Here is a 20562-nt window from a genome sequence, read left to right on the forward strand (position 1 = left end):
ATGCCGCTCACGGAACTTGAGCCGTCAAGATCGGGGGACCTAGATTAGGCATGCCTAATCACCTGTTAGCAAAGGTAACGACCAGTGCGGACCCGCTCGCTCTCGCTGACGGCCGGGCTGCTGGTCCTCGCCGCGGCCCTGGCCGCCGCCGTGGTGCTCAGCATCGCCGTCGGCACCCGCGGTCTCGCGCCGTCGACCGTGCTGGACGCGCTCTTCCGCTTCGCGCCGGGCAACCCCGACCACCTGGTCGTCCGCGAACTCCGGCTGCCGCGCACGCTGGCCGGGGTGCTCGCCGGCGTCGCGCTCGGCCTGTCCGGCGCGATCATCCAGGGCGCGACCCGCAACCCGCTGGCCGATCCGGGCCTGCTCGGCGTCAACGCGGGTGCCGCGCTCTTCGTCGTCGTCGGCATCGGGACGTTCGGTGTCGCGAGTGTCGGCGGCTACGTCTGGTTCGGTTTCGCGGGCGCCGCGGCCGCCGGGGCCGTCGTCTACGGCGTCAGCTCGCTCGGCCGCGCCGGGGCGACGCCGGTGAAGCTCGCCCTCGCCGGAGCCGCGGTGACGGCGGCGCTGGCCTCGGTGACGAGCGCGCTGCTGCTCACCGACCAGACGACGTTCGACCAGTACCGGTTCTGGCAGGTCGGCTCGCTGACCGGCCGGGACGCCGCGACGATCACCCAGGCCGTGCCGTTCGTGCTCGCCGGTGCCGTGCTCGCGCTGGTCGCCGCACGGCTGCTCAACGCACTGGCCCTCGGCGAAGACGTCGCCCGCTCGCTCGGCCAGAACGTCCCGCTGGCGCGGGCGGTGTGCGCGCTCGCCGTGGTCGTCCTGTGTGGTTCGGCGACGGCGATCGCCGGGCCGATCGCGTTCGTCGGGCTGACCGTCCCGCACGCGGCCCGCCTGCTCACCGGCCCGGACCACCGCTGGCTGCTTCCGTACTCCGCGTTGCTGGCGCCGCTGCTGCTGCTCGTCTCCGACGTCGTCGGGCGCGTGGTCGCCCGCCCGGCGGAAGTGCAGGTCGGGATCATCACCGCGCTCGTCGGCGCGCCCGTGTTCGTGTTCCTGGTGCGCCGCCGGAAGGTCGTGGCGGTGTGAGCGCCATCGAGGTGGTCGCGGCCGCACGCCGCCGCGGCGTCGGCCGGGCCCGTGCCGTCTCGGTGGTGCTCGTGCTCGCGATCGTGGCCGTCTTCGCGGTTTCCCTGGCGGTGGGCGACTTCTCCGTCCCGCTCGGCGATCTGCCCGGCCTGCTCTTCGGGAACGGCACCGGCCGCGCCGCCTACGTCGTGACGGAACTGCGGCTGCCGAGAGCGGTCACCGGCGTCCTCGTCGGCGTCGCCTTCGGGACGTCCGGCGCGCTCTTCCAGCGGCTGCTGCGCAATCCGCTGGCCAGCCCGGACGTCATCGGCGTGACGCAGGGCGCGAGCGCGGCGGCGGTCGTCGCGATCATCCTCTTCGGAGCTGCGGGCGCGGTGGTCTCCGTCGCGGCGCTGGGCGGCGCGCTGCTCACCGGCGCCACGATCTACCTCCTGTCCCGTCGCGGCGGCGTTCACGGCTACCGGCTGGTGCTCGTCGGCGTGGGCGTCGGCGCGGTGCTGACCAGCGTCGTCTCGTACCTCATGACCTGGGCCGACGTCACCCTCGCGCAGCAGGCCCTGGTGTGGCTGACCGGCAACCTCAACGGCCGCGGCTGGGACCACGCCGCCCCGCTGGCCGCCGCGCTCGCCGTGCTGCTGCCCGCGGCGCTGCTGGCCGGCCGCGTGCTCACCGGGCTTCAGCTGGGCGATGACACCGCGGCCGGGCTCGGGGTGCGTGTCGAACGCAGCCGGCTGGCCCTGCTGCTGCTCGCCGTCGCGCTGGCGGCGTTCGCGACGGCCGCCGCGGGGCCGGTCGCGTTCGTCGCCTTCGTGGCCAACCCGATCGCGACCCGGCTCGTCGGCGGCGCCCGCGCGGGTCTCGTCCCCGCGGCCCTGACCGGGGCACTTGTGGTGCTGCTCGGCGACTTCGCCGCCCAGCACCTGCTCGGCAGGCAGCTGCCCGTCGGCGTCGTCACCGGTGCCGTGGGCGCGCCGTACCTGCTGTGGCTGCTCGCGACGGCCAACCGCGCCGGACGCGTGTGAGAGGAACGCCGTGACACTGCACACCGAGAACCTCGACCTCGGCTACGGACCGGTCCGCGTGGTGAAGGACCTGTCGGTCCGGATCCCCGAGGGCAAGGTGACCATGATCGTCGGGACCAACGCCTGCGGGAAGTCGACGCTCCTGCGCGGCCTCGCCCGGCTGCTCACGCCCACGGCCGGCGCGGTCTACCTCGACGGCAAGGCCATCACGACGATGCGCAGCAAGGACGTCGCGACCGTGCTCGGGCTGCTGCCGCAGTCGCCGTCCGCGCCCGAGGGCATCACCGTCGCCGACCTCGTCGGCCGCGGCCGCTACCCGCACCAGGGGATGTTCCGCCGCTGGAGCGCCGAGGACGACGACGCCGTCGCCAAGGCGATGGTCGCGACCGACACCGTCGACCTCGCCGACCGCCCGGTCGACGAGCTGTCCGGCGGGCAGCGTCAGCGCGTCTGGATCGCCATGGCGCTGGCCCAGCGGACGCCGTTGCTGCTGCTCGACGAGCCCACGACGTACCTCGACATCGCCCACCAGGTCGAGGTCCTCGACCTGCTCGCCGAGCTGAACGCCGAGGACGGCCGGACGATCGTCATCGTCCTGCACGACCTCAACCTGGCCGCCCGCTACGGCGATCACCTGATCGCGATGAAGGACGGCCGGATCGCCGCCGAGGGCGCGCCCGCCGACATCCTCACCGCCGGTCTCGTCGCCGACGTCTTCGGCCTGCCCTGCCACGTCATCGAAGACCCGGTCTCCGCCACGCCCCTGGTCGTCCCGATCGGCCGTCGGCGGGCCGTCTCGAAAGGAAAACCCGATGCGTCCTAAGTGGACATCTTTGACCGCCGTCCTGGCGTCGGTCACGCTCCTCGCCGCCTGCGGCCAGCCCGAGAAGCCGAGCAGCTCCGGCGTCGGCGACCAGGAAGTCGCCACCGGCGGACGCCTGTTCTCCACCGCGGACACCGAAACGGCCAAGCTCGGCGCCGACGCCGGCCCCGGGGTCTTCCCGCGCACGGTGACCCACGCGCTGGGCAAGACGAAGCTCGACAAGAAACCCACGCGGGTCGTCGTGCTCGACAGCGGTGAACTCGACGACGTCCTCGCCCTCGGCGTCACCCCGGTCGGCATGGCCACCACCGCCGGGCAGAGTGGCGTGCCGTCCTACCTGGCCGGCCGCGTCCAGGGCATCACGACGGTCGGGGAGATCAACAACCTCAACCTCGAGGCGATCGCGGCGCTGACCCCGGACCTGATCGTCGGCAGCAAGCTGCGCGCGAAGGACCTCTACCCGCAGCTGTCGAAGATCGCGCCGACGGTGTTCAGCATCCGGCCGGGGTTCCCGTGGAAGGAGAACCTGCTGCTGGTGGGCGCCGCGCTCGGCGAGGAGACGAAGGCCGTCGGGCTGCTCAACGACTACCAGAAGCGCGCGAACGAGGTGAAGGCCGCGGTCAAGGGCGCGCCGAAGATCTCGCTGCTGCGGTTCCTGTCCGGCAACATCCGCCTCTACGGCAACCTGTCCTTCATCGGCGTGATCCTCAAGGACACCGGCCTCGCGCGGCCGGCGAACCAGGACATCAACGAGCTGGCCACGCAGATCTCCAAGGAACGCATCGACCAGGCCGACGCCGACTGGATCTTCTACTCCAGCTACGGCGCGGGCCCGAGCCCCGACGAGAAGGCCGTCACGAGCAGCGGGCTGTGGGCCGGGCTGAGCGCGGTCAAGGCCGGGCACGCGATCCCGGTGGCCGACGAGGTGTGGTTCCTCGGTCTGGGCCCGATCGGGGCGATGAAGGTCCTCGACGACCTCCGGAAGCACCTGGGCTGAACCCCGGGGGCCGCAGCGCGGCATTCTGCGCACCCGGAGAGCTGAGCCGTCCGAATTCGGTGGGCATTCTGCTCACTTTCCGCGGTATCGGTTGTGCGATGCGTCCACTCCTGCTGTGCTGGTCGGCGCTTCCTGCACGAAAGGTGTCGACGATGACCCAGGCCTCCGCGACCGTTCCGGCGACGGGCACCCTCGCCGAAATCGAAAAGCGGGTGCTGTGGCTCGCCACCGCGATCGTGCACCAGGCCAACCGGGTCCGGCCCAACCCGTCCGGGCTCAAGGTCGGCGGGCACCAGGCCTCGTGCGCGTCACTGGTGTCGATCATGACTTCGCTGTGGTTCCGGCACCTGCGTCCCGAGGACCGCGTCTCGGTGAAGCCGCACGCGTCGCCGGTGCTCCACGCGATCAACTACCTGCTCGGCGAGCTGGACGAGGCCTACCTGCCGACGCTGCGCGAGTTCGGCGGCCTGCAGAGCTACCCGAGCCGCGCCAAGGACCCCGACCCGGTGGACTACTCGACCGGCTCGGTCGGCATCGGCGCGACCGCCCCGATCTGGGGCGCGCTGGCGCGCCGCTACCTGACCACGCGCGGCGCCGAGGCCGGGACCGGGCGGCAGTACTCGCTGGTCGGCGACGCCGAGCTGGACGAGGGCGCGGTCTGGGAGGCCATCCTCGACCCGGCCGTCGCCGAACTCGGCGAGATCGTCTGGATCGTCGACCTCAACCGCCAGTCGCTCGACCGCGTCGTCCCGAACATCGCCGCCGGGCGGCTGCAGGGCATGTTCGCCGCGGCCGGCTGGCAGGTGCTGACGCTGAAGTACGGGCGCCTGCTGGAGGAGCTGTTCACCCGGCCCGGCGGCGCCGAGCTGCGTGCCCGCATCGACGCGATGCCGAACCCCGAGTACCAGCGCCTGCTGCGCTGCGACGCAGCGCAGGTGCGCGACCGGCTGCCCGCGGGCAACGCGGCGCTGGCCGCGCTGGTGGCGTCGCTGGACGACGAGACGCTGCTCGCCGCCATCCGCAACCTCGGCGGCCACGACCTCGGCTCGCTCGACGAGGTCTTCGCGGCCATTTCGGACGACCGGCCCACGGTGATCTTCTGCTACACCGTCAAGGGCCGCGGCCTGCCGACGCAGGGACACCCGCAGAACCACTCGTCGCTGCTGACCGTCGCGCAGATGGAAGAACTCGCGGCTTCGCTCGGTACCGACCTTTCGACGCCGTGGCAGCGCTTCGCGGACGGCTCTCGCGAAGCCGCGTTGTGCCGCGAAGCTGCTTCGCGCCTCCGCCGTCCCGAAGTGCCTTCGCTGCCTTCGGTGAAGCTGCCGGTCGACATCGGGCGTACGCCGTCCGGGACCGCGACAACGCAGGCTGCGCTGGGACGCGTCCTGCTCGACCTGACGCGCGAAGCGCCCGAAGCGGCGAAGCGCGTCGTGACGGTCAGCCCCGACGTCAGCTCGACGACGAACCTCGGCGGCTGGGTCAACAAGGTCGGCGTCTGGTCGGCGACCGAGCGCCGCGACTGGTTCGAAGACGACCCCGAGACGATCATGCACTGGCGGGAGAAGCCGACCGGCCAGCACGTCGAGCTGGGCATCGCCGAGACGAACCTGGTCGGCCTGCTCGGCGAGCTGGGTGCCACCTGGAGCCGCTGGGGCGAGCCGCTGCTGCCGATCGGCGTGATGTACGACCCGTTCGTCGAGCGCGCGCTGGAGCCGTGGTCGTTCGGCATCTACGCGGGCGGGCAGTCGATCCTGATCGGCACGCCGTCCGGGGTCACGCTCGCCCCGGAAGGCGGCGCGCACCAGTCGATCACCACGCCGTCGATCGGCATCGAGCAGCCCGGCTGCGTCAGCTACGAACCCGCGTTCGCGATCGACACCGAGTGGACGCTGCTGGCCGCGCTGGCCCGCCTGGGCAAGCCGGGCGGGACGTCGTCGTACTTCCGGCTCTCGACACGGCCGGTCGACCAGACGCTCGCGGCGGTGCCCACCGACCAGGCGGCGCGCGAACGCCGTCGCCGCCAGGTCGTGGCGGGCGCGTACCTGCTGCGGCGCGCGGCTGCCCCCGCCGTCACCCTGGCGGCGATGGGCGCGCTGGTGCCGGACACCCTGGCGGCGGCCGACCGGCTGGCCCAGGTCGGCGTCGAAGCCGACGTCGTCTGCGTGACCAGCCCCGGCCTGCTGTTCGAAGCGGTGCAGGCCCGTGCCGGGCGGGGCGGCGCCGAGTCGTGGATCCTCGACCAGGTCTTCCCGGCGGCACGGGCGAAACCGCTGGTCACGGTCCTCGACGGGCACCCGCACACGCTGGCGTTCCTGGCCGGGATCAACCGGGTCCCGTCGGTCGCGCTGGGCGTCACCGGCTTCGGCCAGTCGGGATCGATCGAGGACGTCTACCGCCACCACGGCATCGACACCGACGCGATCATCCGGGCGGCGCTGGACGTGACGGCCTAGAGTTCCCACTCGGCGAGCGGCTTGTCCAGGGCGTCGGTCCAGATCATCTTCGCGCCCGGCACCAGCTGGGCGTCGAGCAGCACCTTGCCGCTCGCCGTGTCGCCGGGGCCGAGGTCCTTCAGTGGCAGGTCCGGGTCGGCGGTCGTCAGGGGTGCCGTGCCGTCGGTGCCCTTGACCGTCTTGCCGTCCGGCGTCTTCATCCAGACGTAGAGGCCGTTCGAGCTGAACTCGCCCTTCTTGCCGACGATCTTCAGGTCGAAGACGGCGAAGCTGCCGCTCTTGGCCTTGACGCCGGGCGTCGTGCCCTCCTGGACCGTGCCGACGGAGACGAGCGTGATGTCGGCGGCATCCTCGTCGTCTTTGACGGTGATGGTCTTGCCGATCGGCTTGACGGCCGGCTTGTCGGCGGTCTTTTCCACCGGCTTGGCGTCGGCGGTGCCTGCCGAGGCCGGAGCCGGTGCCGAGGTGGCGGAGCAGCCGGTGACGGCGAGGAGCAGGCCGGTCGCCAGGGCGGGGATCAGGGCGTGACGCATGAACAGACCTTTCGTACAGCAAGAAAATCTCCCTCGATCGGGGAGGAAGGTGATCTTGGGGCGTCCCGCCACACGGAACGTACACAGCGGCGTCCCCGGTGACCTGGAGTACACCGGGGACGGGTGGCCGGGGTGCGGCCGGCGGGGGCGTGGGACACTGGGTGAGCTATGACTGCCCTCCCCCTCGTGTTCGATGCGCCCAAGCGCGGCCTGCCGCCGCGCCACCTCGCCGACCTTTCGCCGGCCGAGCGGGCGGAGGCGGTGGCCGAGCTGGGGGAGAAGCCCTTCCGCGCGAAGCAGCTGTCGAACCACTACTTCTCCCGCCTGACGGTGGACCCGGCCGAGATGACCGACATCCCGGCGGCTTCGCGCGACCGCCTGGTCTCCGCGCTGATGCCGCCGCTGCTCACCGAGGTCCGTGCCCTGGCGGCCGACGGTGGCGCGACGCGCAAGACGCTGTGGCGCGCCCACGACGGCACGCTGCTGGAGAGCGTCCTGATGCGCTACCCGGACCGCGCGACGCTGTGCATCTCGAGCCAGGCGGGCTGCGGCATGGCGTGCCCGTTCTGCGCGACGGGCCAGGGCGGCCTCGACCGCAACCTGTCGACGGCGGAGATCGTGGACCAGGTCCGCTCGGCGGCCGCGGTGATGCGCGACGGCACGATGCCGGGCGGCCCCGGCCGGCTGTCGAACATCGTCTTCATGGGCATGGGCGAGCCGCTGGCGAACTACAAGCGCGTGGTGGCGGCGGTCCGGCGGATCACCGAGCCGGCACCGTCGGGGCTGGGGATCGGCCAGCGGTCGGTGACGGTGTCGACGGTGGGGCTTGCCCCGGCGATCCGGAAGCTGGCGGACGAGAAGATGCAGGTCCGGCTGGCGGTGTCGCTGCACACGCCGGACGACGAGCTGCGCGACACGCTGGTCCCGGTCAACAACCGCTGGTCGGTCGACGAGGTTCTCTCGGCGGCGCGCTACTACGCGGACACGTCTGGGCGCCGGGTGTCGATCGAGTACGCGCTGATCCGGGACATCAACGACCAGCCGTGGCGGGCGGAGCTGCTGGCCCGCCGCCTGCGGCAGCACCTGGGCCAGCTGGTCCACGTGAACGTGATCCCGTTGAACCCGACGCCGGGCAGCAAGTGGGACGCCTCGCCGAAGCCGGTGGAGCGCGAGTTCGTCCGGCTGGTGAACGCGGGCGGAGTCGCCTGCACGGTCCGGGACACCCGTGGCCAGGAAATCGCGGCGGCGTGCGGCCAGCTGGCTGCCGAAGGCTGAGTTGTTCGTTTCGATGATGGAGAAAGTGCGTTGATTGCTGCCCCTAGCCTCCTCGACCCGGCGGCTGACGAACTCAAGTCGACGGACACCGCGGGCCGCAGCGCGGTGGAGATCGCCCGCACGGCACGCGACCTGCTGGGCGACCGATTCAGCTCGGCAACGTTCCTGTACGTGCTGATGCGAGCGTTCGAGGTGGACTACCACGCGGCCACAACGGCGGCCCGCTGGCACGAATGCCAGCAAGGTCCGCGGGCGCTGTCGGATGCCGATCTGGAGAAACTGCTCGCTCCCTGGCTCAACCGCTGACGTTGGCGCCGCCGTCGGTAACGCCTGTTCGCCAGTGGACGATCAAGCTGGCGACCAGGGGGAGAACATGTCCAAGATCGCCGTAGCTGCCTGCCTGGCGGTACTCCTCGCCGGCTGCGCCGGTACCGAGACCGCTACGGCTCCCGGAAGCCCGTCCGCCTCGCAGACGCCCACATCGACAACGGCAACGACTGCGCCGCCCGTCGTGAAGGACGTCACAACCTATTTGCCGACCGATGACGAAGTGACCAAGGCGGGTATGTCCGTCGCACGGCAGCCGGTCACGTACGTGATCGGTTCGACCACGCCGTTCCATCTCATCGAGGCGTGCGGTGGCCTGCCTTCGGATTCCTCGGCGCAGAAGGCGGCGCAGGGTGTCACCTACGTGCCCGGCGGCGGAAAGGGCGACGTCCACCAGCTGGTGGGTGAATACGCGGGACTGACCGGAGCAGATGTGGTCGCCAGTGTGAAGCAGGCGACCTCGTGCCGGAAGGTGACGTTCGAACATCAACAGCTGTCGATCATCGGAGACTTTTCGGTTCCAGGACTGACCGACCCGCAGGCGGGGTTCTGTGCGAACCTTCGCGCCGGCAGCCTGGTTCACTGCGTTCTGATCCTCGGGCACGCCAACCGAGCCACAGCGATCACCTTCGCAGGTGCCTGGGACGACAACGTGAACGCAGTGAAGGCCCTGGCGACAAGATTGGCACCGGTCTACGCGACAGCCTTCGACCGCGGCTGACCCTCGCAGCTGCAGGCCGTCGCCGATCGACACGAGATGTCTGATTTGTTCCATTAGTCCCAGGTTGGCGTTTTTGGTTAACGATTTGCGGCGATATGTACGCCTGATGGTCTATTTCGCATCGTCAGCGGATTTGGCAGTGTGATCACGGGTCGTCGGGGGCCCGGCTGTGTGCTGGTTGCTCTTGGCGAGGGGGAATCTCGTGCGTTTCGTTGGCGTGCCTTGGTGCGCTCTTTTGCTCTGCGCGGCGGTGGTCGCGGGAACTGCGGTGACAGTAGCGCCCGCTCAAGCTGCAACATCAGTCCCCGACTCGGCTCCGGACGAAGTCACGGCCGCTGCTTACGCTCGCGAAGGCGGCAAGCCGGTCGAGGTGAGTTCGGAGACCACCGAGACATCGCAGACCTTAGCCAATCCGGACGGTTCGTGGACGATGACGCAGTACGTCCATCCGGTCAGAGTGAAGCAGGCCGGCGAGTGGGTTCCGGTGGACACGACACTGGTACGCCGGGCGGATGGGTCGATCGGACCGAAGGCGGTCACGGTCGACGTGGCGCTCAATCCGGGGGGCTCCGGATCGGCGAACTTGCCCATCGTCCAAGAAGGTCAGGGCGGCAAGGAAGTCGGGCTGAAGTGGGCCAATGATCTCCCGGCGCCTACGCTGGATGGTGACACCGCCGTGTACGCGGAGGTGCTGCCCGGCGTAGACCTCACGGTGAAGGCCGCGCCTCAGGGATACACCGAGAACCTGATCATCAAGTCGCCCGAAGCGGCAAAGAATCCGCGGCTACGCGCAATCTCGTTCGGACTGCACACCAGGAACACGACGGTTTCGGTCGTCGAAGGGGAAGGCCGCGGTACTCCGGCACAGAGCGCTCCGACCGACGGCCTCGAGGTCAGGGACGCTGCAGGAGAGGTGGTTTTCGCTGGTGACGCGTCTCGCATGTGGGATTCGAGTGGTGCCGGTTCGCCTGCGGAACAGCAGCTCGGCGAGGGTGGTGGCCGTCGTGAGGCGGTAATGGATGTCGCCTTGGCGCACGACGAAGTGACGATCAGTCCGGACCAGGCGTTCCTGGCCGATCCGGCTACGCGGTACCCGGTTTCCCTGGACCCCGACAACTGGTGCACCTCGTGCGGAATCCAGTCGCACGTGGTGGTCCAGTCCGGTTATCCGGGCGCAAAGAACTGGAACGCGTCGACCGGAGACCTGTCGAATCTCAAAGCAGGCTACGAGAACTACGACAGCGCAGGCACCGTCGTGCACAGCGCCACGTTGAACACCACGATCCAGCACAGCTACAGCTGTTCGCCGCAGCCGACCGGTTTGTGGCTGTCGAATCCCGCGAACCCCGACACCACCTGGGCAGCGCAGCCAGGCTGGGTGTACCAGGTTTCGACGATGAACGTCGCGAACTGCAACGACGCCGGGAACGTGATCGGCCAGTTCGATGCGACGAGAGCGGCCAAGGACGCCGCCGCGAATCGTTGGGCGAACACGTGGTTCGTGCTCGCAGCCGCCAACGAAGGCGATGGGGTGGCTGCCTGGCGGCGGTTCGACCTGAACCCCTACTTCCAGGTGAACTACGACTCCTACCCGAATCCGCCGGCGAGCCTGTCGATGCAGAACGGTCTTTTGCCATGCACTTCGGGGGCGAATCGTCCGTGGGTCTACACGAAGACGCCTCAGATCGCCGGCCGTGTGTCCGATCCGGACGGTGGCACGGTGAAGGCGAAGTTCGCGGTGGCCTTCGGAGCGCTCGGCCACAATGTCTACACCCACGACAATGGTGCAAACCTGGTATCAGTGGGAACTGCGGGGCCGAATCAGCAGGCGACCGCCCAGCTGGCCGCGTTGCCCGCTGGATGGGTCAACGAGGATGGGATCTACAACTGGTCGATGCAGGTCACCGACGGCGAGCTCTGGTCGAGCTGGGTCGGCAACTGCGAATTCACGGTGGACACGAAGATTCCGTTACCGCCGAGCGTGGCGATGGCGTCTTCGACCGATCCGAAGGTCCAGGGTGACGCGGTCGACTTCAGCGTGTGGGCGTCGATGGCGACTGAAGGGCTTTACGACATCGACCACTTCATCTACACCACGGACGGCTCGGAGCCGCAGCCTCAAGGGTCGCCGACCGCGGCTGCGGTACAGGGTACCGACGCGAACGGCAGGATGGTCGCTACGGCAAGCCTGAAGACCGTCGCGCTGAGCGGCAACCAAAATCTGATCAAGGTGAAGTCGGTCAACAAGGCCGGTACACCCAGCCCGAACGCGACGTGCGTGGTGCTGCCGGACTCCAATCCCAAACTGGACGGCCCGTCCTGCTCCTACCACGTCCAGCCGCTGACGCCGGGCACGAACCTGCTCGCAGCGTGGGGCGCGGACGAATCCTCCGGCACGACACTGACCGACACCGCGTCCTCCACGCCGGGAAACGCGACTCTGCCTGCCCACACGGCGACCGCGTCCGGCGGAGTGACCCGGCAGCCGGGCTATAACCACGGCAACAGCTGGACGCACCCCGACACCGGTGGCTACGGCGAGGGAGTGAAGGGCGCGATCGACCTCGACGGCACCAGCGGTTACGTCCAGACCAGTGATCGCGTGATCGATCCGTCGAAGTCGTTCTCAGTGGCGGCATGGGCGAAGCTCACCGATACGACGCATTCGCAGACTGTCGTCAGCCAAGACGGAACCCAATCCGCGCCTTTCATGCTTCAGTACAACAAGGAACGCAACGCTTGGGCGCTTCGGATCACAACAGGCGATCAGGCCGCGCCTGGCGACGCACGTGCTGTCTCCCTGAGGCCACCGCAAGTGGGAGTGTGGACACAACTTACCGCGACTTACGACGCCTCGACCCGGACTGCGACGCTGTATGTCGACGGTGCCAAGCAAAGCACGGTCATCGCCCAGCCCTGGACCACGAACGGTCCGACCGTGCTGGGTGCGGCGAAGTGGGCCGGTGCCCGCGCCGACTTCTTCCACGGCCGGCTCGATGATGTTCAGGTCTGGCAGCGAACTCTGTCATTGCAGGACGTGCACGATCTCGCCGGCGTCTCGGTCCTGCTGGCGAACTACGGCCTTGCCGAAGGATGCGGACCGGAGCTGATCGCCGGTAATTCACGGGTGTCCTCCCTTCGTGCGGCGTGGACGTTGGGACAGACCAGCGGGAACGTCGCTGCGGACAGCACGGGGTACAGCCATGCGATCACCCTCACCGGTGGATACGCCTGGGTGCCTGGTCACGGTGGTGGAGGCCTGCAGCTCGACGGCACGAGTGGTTATGGCGCCACCGGTGGCCCTGTGGTGAACACCGCGGACTCGTTCACGGTGTCCGTCTGGGTCAATCCCGCAGACCTCAACACCGGTTACACCGTTTTTTCCCAAGCCGGCAGCAATGCAGCGAACTTCGTCCTGCGCTACGACAAAGCCGCAAATCGCTGGGCGTTCGGCATGGCGCAGGCCGACGAAGTCACCGCCGGTTGGACCTGGGCGACCGGCATGTCCGCGCCGCGAGCCGGTGAGTGGACGTTGCTCACAGCGTCGTTCGACCGGCCGACGTTGCGTATCCGCTTGTCGGTGAACGGCCTGCACGAGGCGGATGTCAGCGTTCCCGCGGCCTGGACAGCAAACGGGCCGCTGCTGCTCGGAGCCGAAGCCGGCGGCAAGAATCCGTTCAAGGGCGTGCTCGATCAGGGGCGCATCTGGTCCGCGAAACTGACGGACGATCAGATAGCGTCGATGAACGGGCTGCGCTACTTCGAATCTGTCACGCAGACCGCGGCCACAGCGACCGGCGGGGTGTCGCTCGTGACCGAAACCGAAGGTGCAGGAATGCCGGCTGGTTGTGCGGCGCAGTTCACCGTCAACGGTGGCGAAATCACGGCCACCAAACCCGCCACCTGGCGGACCGACAAGTCGTTCACGGTCGAGGCATGGGTCAAGCACACCTGGACCGCCTCCGATGCGTCTGTCAACGGGCCGGTCGACCCGTCACCCCGTGCCGTCGTCAGCACGTCCGATTCCCAGTTCTCGCCACTGCTCCTCGGCTACCGGCCGTGGGCCGACGGCGCGGGCGTCCAGCACGGCAGGTGGAGTTTCCTGCTGTCGCCGTCCGCGACCGGCAATGACAGCCGCATCATGTTGAGCGATGCCGACGCGGCCGACAACACGTGGACCCATCTGGTGGCCACCTATGACGCCGCGACCGGCTACATGGCGCTCTATGTCAACGGCACAAAACAGAAGCTTGCGGTGAACACGCCCGATGGCGGTGGGATAGTGGCCCGGGATTCCGTCGGTGGTCTCCTGCTTGGCCACGGGGTATGGACGGGACAGCGCAGCGATACGTGGTACGGCGGTCTGGCAGGCGTGCGCGTGTACTCCGGATTGCGCAGCATCGTCGACGCACGGAACGACTCGGTAAACGACGATCCCCGGCTGCTCTTCCAGAGCTGACTCACCGCGATCACTTCGAATCTTCCTAGGGCAGGACAGGTAATGCGCACACACTCGAGGGCGAGCAGACGCGTCAGAGTCGTAGCAGGGGCAGTCGTCGTCGTGCTGCTGGGTGCCGGCCAGCAGGCGACCGCGGTCCCGGCAGCCGCAGCCGGCTGGCATGGCCTGGGCTGGGATCTTCCCCCCTTGCAGGAAACGAGGTCGGTCGACGTCCAGCCCGGCGGTCTCAGATCGCAACCGGCCACGACGGCGACCGCACCGACGCCGTCGGTGTCGTGGCCTGCGGCCGCGAGCGCGGATGTCGAACTTCCTCCCGTGGCCGCGGACGCATCGGTAGGCAAGGCAGCGGCGGCACCTCCGGTGACGATCGCGCGCGGAGGACGCGATACGGCAACGGGTGCCCCGGTGGCGCACGCTGCGGGATCGGTCCGGGTGGAAGTCCTCGCGAAGGCTGATGCGGACCGAGCCGGCGTCCAGGGAATGCTCGTCCGGCTGTCCAAGTTGCGCGGCGACACAGGAGGCCCGCTCGACTTCGACGTCGACTACAGATCGTTCGCCTCCGCCTACGGTGGTGACTACCGTGGCCGGCTTCGGTTGGTCCGATATCCGGCGTGCGTCCTCACCACTCCGGACGTGCCCCAGTGCCGGCAGAAAACGCCGTTGTCTTCACACAACGACTCGAAGAGTGGTCACGTCACCGGACAGGTGGCCTTCGCGACGGCTGAGACGTCGGCCGTGGTCGCGGCCGAAGCCGGCGACAAAGGGGACGGCGGGGATTTCAAGGCGACCGATCTCAAGCCCGCCGGCTCGTGGAGCTCCGGCGGATCCACCGGAGCTTTCACCTATTCCTATCCCATCAAGACGCCGGCAGGTCCGAGCGGCACCGGGCCGGTGTTGAGCCTGGACTACTCCTCGGACGCCGTGGACGGATTGACCTCCGCGACGAACAACCAGGCGTCGCCGATCGGGGACGGTTGGGCTCTGTCCGGTGGCGGATTCATCGAGCGGTCATACAAGTCTTGCGCGGACGACCTGGGAGGGAACAACGGTCAGAACAAGCTGAACGGTGATCTCTGCTGGTTCTCGGACAATGCGACCCTGTCGTTCGGCGGGGCCAACGACATGCTGGTGCACGATAAGGACCACCCTGAAAGCTGGCACACCAAGATCGACAAGGGCGCGAAGATCGAGAAGCTCACCAACGCCGCGAATGGTGCGCAGGGTGGTGAGGCGTGGAAGCTCACCACCCTCGACGGAACACAGTACTTCTTTGGTCTGAATCACCTTCCCGGCTGGCAGCAGGGCAATCCGGAAACCCGCTCCACATGGACCGAACCTGTCTACGGCAACAACAGCGGAGAGCCGTGCTATCACACGGCCTTTGCCGACTCGTTGTGCGCAAACACGGCGTGGCGTTGGAACCTCGACTACGCGATCGACACCCACGGCAATGCCACTGCCTTCTACTACGACGTCGAGAACAACGCCTATGCGGTCAATGGGAACACCGGCTCTCCGAGCTCGTACGTCCGGGGCGGCTATCTCTCGCGCGTCGAGTACGGCTTCAACACTCGCGTCGCCAATGTGTATTCGACCGCACCGGCGCGAGTGGTCTTCGGTACCTCGGAACGGTGCCTGCCCACCAGCACCTTCACCTGCGACCCGGCCCAGTTGACGAAGGACACCGCCACACGCTGGCCGGACGTTCCTTTCGACCGCATTTGTGCCACCGGCATCAAATGCCTGAACGCATCTCCGACCTTCTTCAGCCGCAAGCGCTATACGACCATCACAGCGCAGGTCGCCGACGGTGCAGGCGGATGGAAACCAGTCATGTCCTGGGCGCTCGGCCAGTCCTATCCTACTCCCGGGAGTGGCGGCAGCCCGGCCCTCTGGCTCGATTCGATCACCGAGACGGGCCTGGCCAACACGTCGAGTACTCGTCCGCCGATCTCGCTGCCGTCCACGCGATTCCACGGTGTCCCAAAGGCCAACCGCGTCGACACCACGACCGGCTACACGGCCTTGACCCGGCAGCGGATCGACTCGGTCACCAGTTCGACCGGTGGAGTCACAAGCGTCACTTACGCCGAGCCCGAGTGCGTTGTCGGCGTCAAGATGCCCGCTTCGCCTGAGGACAACAAGCTCGCCTGTTACCCCACTTTCTGGACTCCCGGCGGGGCGACCGACCCGATCCGCGACTGGTTCAACAAGTTCCCGGTTGTCGAAGTCAAGGAAGACGGAAACACACCATTGTCCCAGGCGATCGTCACCCATTATGACTACTTTGGTGGCGCAGCCTGGCACCACGACGACAACCCGCTGGTCAACCCGAACTATCGGACGTGGTCGCAGTTCCGGGGTTACGGCGACGTCAAAACGACCAAAGGTGCGGCCTCCGGCGATCCGTCCGGTCCCCGCACTGTCACCGAAACTCGGTACCTGCGGGGTATGGAGGGTGTCTCCGTGCCGAGCTACTGGGGAGAGAGCGTCACCGATCTCGACCAGTACGCCGGATTCGTCCGTGAGGAGCTCACCTACCTCGACGGCAAGGTCATCGAGGAGAAGATCAACGATCCATGGCGGAGCAAGGAAGCCACCGCCACGGACGGCAACGGATTCCAGTCGTTCTACACCGGCACAGCCGTACAGCGGACCCGTACCTGGATCGACGCGACACAGCAATGGAGGGTTGGTCGGAAAAAGACCACGTTCGGTGACTACGGGCTCGAGATCGCCACGGAGAACGCAGGCGTCGTCGTCGAGGACACTCCCGTACCGGATCAGGTGACTTGCACGACCACCACGTACCTGGCAAATCGCGACATCTGGTTGCTGAACGCGGTCCAACGGTCCAGGACATTTGCTGGTACTTGTGATGCGCCGGTGACAAGCGCGAACATCGTCTCCGACACCAAGAACTCCTTCGACTCGACGCCGTACGGAACGCCGCCGACAGTCGGAGATGTCAGCCAGACCGACGTCCTCGACAGCTGGCCGTCCGGCGGAGCCGAGCAGTTCCAGAGCCCGGCGCACATGGCGACGTTCGACGAGTACGGCCGTAGCGTGACGGTGGCCGATCACCGCAACCTCCCGACGCGCACGGTGTACACACCGAAAACCGGTGGCCCCGTTACGAGGATCGCCACGACCACACCTCAGGTCAGCACCACTGACCAGAGGACGTTCACCTCGACCAAGGAACTCGATCCGGTGAGCGGAGCAATTCTCGCCGAGACGGACAACAGCGGCCTTCGCACGGACGCTGCTTACGATCCGCTGGCCAGACTGACCGCGGTCTGGAGTCCTGGGCACAGCAGGGCGCAAAACCAGCCTGCGTCGACGCTCTACGAATACTCGGTCACGGCGGACACCGGGAAGGTCAGCTCGATCGCGACCAAGACGCTGCTGGCCAACGGTTCGTACACCACCAGCTACGCTCTTGTCGACGGACTGGGCAGAACTGTTCAGACACAGACGCCGACGCCCTACACGCAGGGCGGCAGGACGATCACTGACACCCTCTTCGACTCCCAAGGTCGCCTCTACATCACGCACAACAACTACTGGAACGGCGCGTCGGGCCCTTCGGCAACGCTGCAGGTCGTTCAGCACAACGCCGTGCCCAACTCCACGTTCACCACCTACGACAGTGCCGGCCGGACGACCGGTTCGGCGTTCGTGCTCAACGGTGCCGAGCAGTGGCGCACGACGACCCGATACGACGGCGACCGCGCCGTGACGATTCCGCCCGCGGGAGGCATCGCGACCGCGGCGGTGACCAACGGCCTGGGGCAGAACGTCCGGACCGTCCAGTTCCACGACCGCGACCACACCGGTCCGAACGACCCGGGTGACGTCACCGCCTACACCTATACACCGGGCGGCCAGCTCGCCACGGTGACCGACTCCACCGGCAAGAACGTCTGGTCCGCGAGCTACGACCTGCGTGGACGCAAGACCGTCACCACTGATCCGGATACCGGGAAGACGAGCTACTCCTACGACGACGTCGACCGGCTGGCCACGACCACGGACGCCCAGAACCGGACTCTCGCGTACAGCTACGACAACATCGGCCGCAAAACCGGCGAATACCAAGGTGCCGTCACCGGCACCAAGCTCGCCGAATGGACCTACGACACGGTGCTGGCCGGTCAGCCGGCCGGCTCCACGCGCTACGTCGCGGGCCGCGCTTACTCGACTGCCGTCACCGGTTACGACGCTGCCGGTCGCGTCACCGGCCTCCGTTACACGATCCCCGCTTTCGAGACCGGCCTTGGCGGCACCTACACCTTCAATACCACCTATGACGCGCTGAGTGGCGCGGTGACCGACACGACGAGCCCGGCCAAGGGCGGTCTTCCCGCCGAGACCATCCACCACGACTACGGCACGCTCGGTCAAGCGACCATGCTGAACACCGCGGTCGTCGGCGGCTCCCCGCTCCATCTGGTGTCGAACACCCAGTACAACCCGCAGGCACAAGTCCTGCGCACCGACTTCCAGGATCCCACCAGCCCTTACCAGGTGGCGGTGACCAACACCTACGAGAACGGCACCGGCAGGCTCGCCACCACGCTGGCCCAGCGTGCCACGACCACCGGACACGACATCACGAACCGGACGTACACCTACCGGCCCGACGACAACCTGACCAGGCTCGCCGACACACCGCAGGACGGCACTGCCGACGTGCAGTGTTTCCAGTACGACCGGCTGCAGCGGCTCACCGGGGCATGGACGCCGAAGGCGGGGGACTGCGCACCCGACCCGGTGGTCAGCGGACTCGGCGGTGCAGCGCAGTACTGGACGTCGTGGGACTACGACCTCAATGGCAACCGGATCAGACAGGTCCAGCACACGACCGGTGGCGATGCGACAACGACCACCACCTACCCGGCCCCGGGCAACCCGCGGCCGCACGCTGCACAGACTGTGACCAGCTCGGCGGGCACGACCAGCAACACCTACTACGACGACGGACGTACGAAGACCCGTGGTTCCGGTACGGCCGGTCAGACGTTTTCCTACGACGCTGAAGGCAAGCTCGCTTCGGTGACCGAGGCCGACGGCAAAACCAGCACCTATGTCTACGACGCTGACGGCAACCGGCTCATCGCCCGGGACCCGTCCGGAGTCACCCTCACCGTCGGCGACCTCGAGCTGCGCGTGCCGGCGGGTGGCAGCTTCGCCACCGGCACTCGCTACTACAGCTACAACGGCCATCCGATCGCCGAGCGTACGGCGGCCACCGGGGTATCCTGGCTGCTGACTGACGAGCAGGGGACGGCGTATGCCAGCGTTGATGCCGCCGACCTGACGGTACACAAGCGATTCCAGGATCCCTATGGTGTCCCGCGCGGCACGCCGACGGGGCCGTGGGTGGACAACCACGGCTTCCTCGGCGGTTACCAGAACCCGACCGGGCTCACGCACTTGGGAGCCCGCGAGTACGACCCCGCCATCGGCAGCTTCACAACGCCGGACCCGCTGCTGGAACCCGGCAATCCGGCTCACCTCAATGCCTATACCTACGGGTTCGACAACCCGCTGGCGAACCCGGATCCGACCGGACTCGAACCGATGCTCGACACCTGCAAGAATGCCGAGGACCGCCGGGCATGTGCCAACTACGGCTACACGGCGAGCACGGGCAATGCCAGTGACGACCGCTATTACGGACAGTACCGGTCGTCCTCGATCTGGGCTTGCAACTGGAGCCGGTATTGTCTGGCGAAAAACCAGGACGTGACGAGAAAGGGCAGTAAGCCGCCGACGCGGGAGCGCGCCGCGGCGATCTACCGCGAGTTCCACAATGAGGGTATGACAATCCAGGAGATCCTGGAGCTCGGCTGGCAGATGACCGGCATCCCCGACATCGTCGACTGCAGCAGTGACCCGACGTGGGGTGCCTGTCTGGGCGCTGCGTTGACGGTGGCGCCGTACCTCAAGGCAGGCAAAGCCGTCGAAGCGTTGGCGGCTTCCGAGAAGCTGGGACGCGCCGCGCGCTTCGTGGGTGTCGTCGATGACGCGGCCCGGGGTGAAGACGGTCTGGCGGATCTGGCCCGCACGGCGTGCGCGGTACCGCACAGCTTCACCGGCGACACGCGGGTCTTGATGGCCGACGGGACGGCGAAGCCCATCTCGGAGATCAAGGTCGGTGATGAGATCGCCAACACGAGTCCCGATGCCAAGGCGGTCGAGCACCACAAGGTGACCGCAGTACACGTCACCCAGGACGATCACGATCGGGTAGACCTTCTTCTGGACGGCAGCCAGGAGCCGATCCGCACGACCGAGCACCACCAGATCTGGGAAACTCGTTCTCATCATTGGGTCGAAGCAGGCCAGCTTCGGGCTGGTGACCAGGTTCAGGCTCTCGGCCGCGAAGCCACGATCGGAGGGGTCGATCACCACGACGCCGGTGACGCCACATACGACCTGAGCGTCGGCGGCCTGCACGCCTACTACGTGTTGGCCTCAAAGATTCCTGTCCTGGTGCACAACAATGACCCCTGTCAGGCTGGAAAACTGTCGGATGCGCTCCCTCTTGGAATGAACCACAAGATCGCGGAAGCCTATGATGATGTCAAGGCAGGACGGCTCACCTCGCATGACATCTATAGTGGTCAGGAATATCCTTGGTGGACTGGATCGAAGGAGTACCGTGTTCCAGGAAGGCCTAACACCGAAAGAATTCTCGAAAAGACGCTACCTAATGGAGTTAAAGTTTATGGATGGACTGCGACACACTATCAGAAGATCCAGCGCTTCGGTGCGCCCCACTTCCCTGGTTGGGGATGGAAATAATCTCGTTAATGTTCGGCTTACGTGCTGATCTGTGGTGACTGGAA

11 protein-coding genes are annotated in these 20562 nt (G+C 67.6%); 10 read left to right on the forward strand and 1 reads right to left on the reverse strand.

Going from position 1 to position 20562, the window contains the following annotated elements:
• Positions 1–84 precede the first annotated feature (84 nt).
• From ABJI51_RS07085 to ABJI51_RS07105, 5 genes are all read left to right on the forward strand, one after another.
• On the forward strand, positions 85–1092 hold the full coding sequence (locus ABJI51_RS07085; protein ID WP_348948436.1) for a FecCD family ABC transporter permease: 1008 nt from the start codon (positions 85–87) through the stop codon (positions 1090–1092).
• Positions 1089–2114: a FecCD family ABC transporter permease gene (locus tag ABJI51_RS07090; RefSeq protein WP_348948438.1), complete on the forward strand. Its 1026-nt coding sequence runs from the start codon at positions 1089–1091 to the stop codon at positions 2112–2114. Before ABJI51_RS07085 ends, ABJI51_RS07090 begins: the two co-directional genes overlap by 4 nt.
• Positions 2115–2124: 10 nt before the next feature.
• The gene (locus ABJI51_RS07095) at positions 2125–2937 is read left to right on the forward strand and encodes an ABC transporter ATP-binding protein (protein ID WP_348948440.1); all 813 of its coding nucleotides are present in this window, start codon (positions 2125–2127) and stop codon (positions 2935–2937) included.
• A complete protein-coding gene (locus ABJI51_RS07100; protein ID WP_348948442.1) occupies positions 2927–3934 on the forward strand; it encodes an ABC transporter substrate-binding protein in 1008 nt (335 codons plus the stop codon). The genes ABJI51_RS07095 and ABJI51_RS07100 overlap by 11 nt, the downstream gene beginning before the upstream one ends.
• A gap of 152 nt (positions 3935–4086) precedes the next feature.
• Positions 4087–6390, forward strand: a complete 2304-nt coding sequence (locus tag ABJI51_RS07105) for a transketolase-like TK C-terminal-containing protein (protein ID WP_348948444.1) — start codon at positions 4087–4089, stop codon at positions 6388–6390.
• Here the strand turns inward: ABJI51_RS07105 and ABJI51_RS07110 are convergent.
• The gene (locus ABJI51_RS07110; protein ID WP_348948446.1) at positions 6387–6923 is read right to left on the reverse strand and encodes a hypothetical protein; all 537 of its coding nucleotides are present in this window, start codon (positions 6921–6923) and stop codon (positions 6387–6389) included. The two genes, ABJI51_RS07105 and ABJI51_RS07110, sit on opposite strands and share 4 nt — an antisense overlap.
• Positions 6924–7091: 168 nt before the next feature.
• Between ABJI51_RS07110 and rlmN the strand changes: the two genes are divergently transcribed.
• From rlmN to ABJI51_RS07135, 5 genes are all read left to right on the forward strand, one after another.
• Entirely contained in the window at positions 7092–8198 is a 1107-nt protein-coding gene (gene rlmN / locus ABJI51_RS07115; RefSeq protein WP_348948448.1) for a dual-specificity RNA methyltransferase RlmN, read from the forward strand.
• A gap of 30 nt (positions 8199–8228) precedes the next feature.
• Entirely contained in the window at positions 8229–8504 is a 276-nt protein-coding gene (locus tag ABJI51_RS07120; protein ID WP_348948450.1) for a hypothetical protein, read from the forward strand.
• A 67-nt stretch (positions 8505–8571) separates the two neighbouring features.
• On the forward strand, positions 8572–9246 hold the full coding sequence (locus ABJI51_RS07125; protein WP_348948451.1) for a hypothetical protein: 675 nt from the start codon (positions 8572–8574) through the stop codon (positions 9244–9246).
• Between the two features lie 202 nt (positions 9247–9448).
• Complete coding sequence (locus ABJI51_RS07130; protein WP_348948453.1) at positions 9449–13705, forward strand: LamG domain-containing protein; 4257 nt, start codon at positions 9449–9451, stop codon at positions 13703–13705.
• Positions 13706–13807: 102 nt separating this feature from the next.
• Complete coding sequence (locus ABJI51_RS07135) at positions 13808–20518, forward strand: RHS repeat-associated core domain-containing protein (RefSeq protein ID WP_348948455.1); 6711 nt, start codon at positions 13808–13810, stop codon at positions 20516–20518.
• The last annotated feature ends 44 nt before the right edge of the window (positions 20519–20562 follow it).

This window comes from Amycolatopsis melonis (genome assembly GCF_040064235.1).
GTDB lineage: Bacteria > Actinomycetota > Actinomycetes > Mycobacteriales > Pseudonocardiaceae > Amycolatopsis > Amycolatopsis melonis.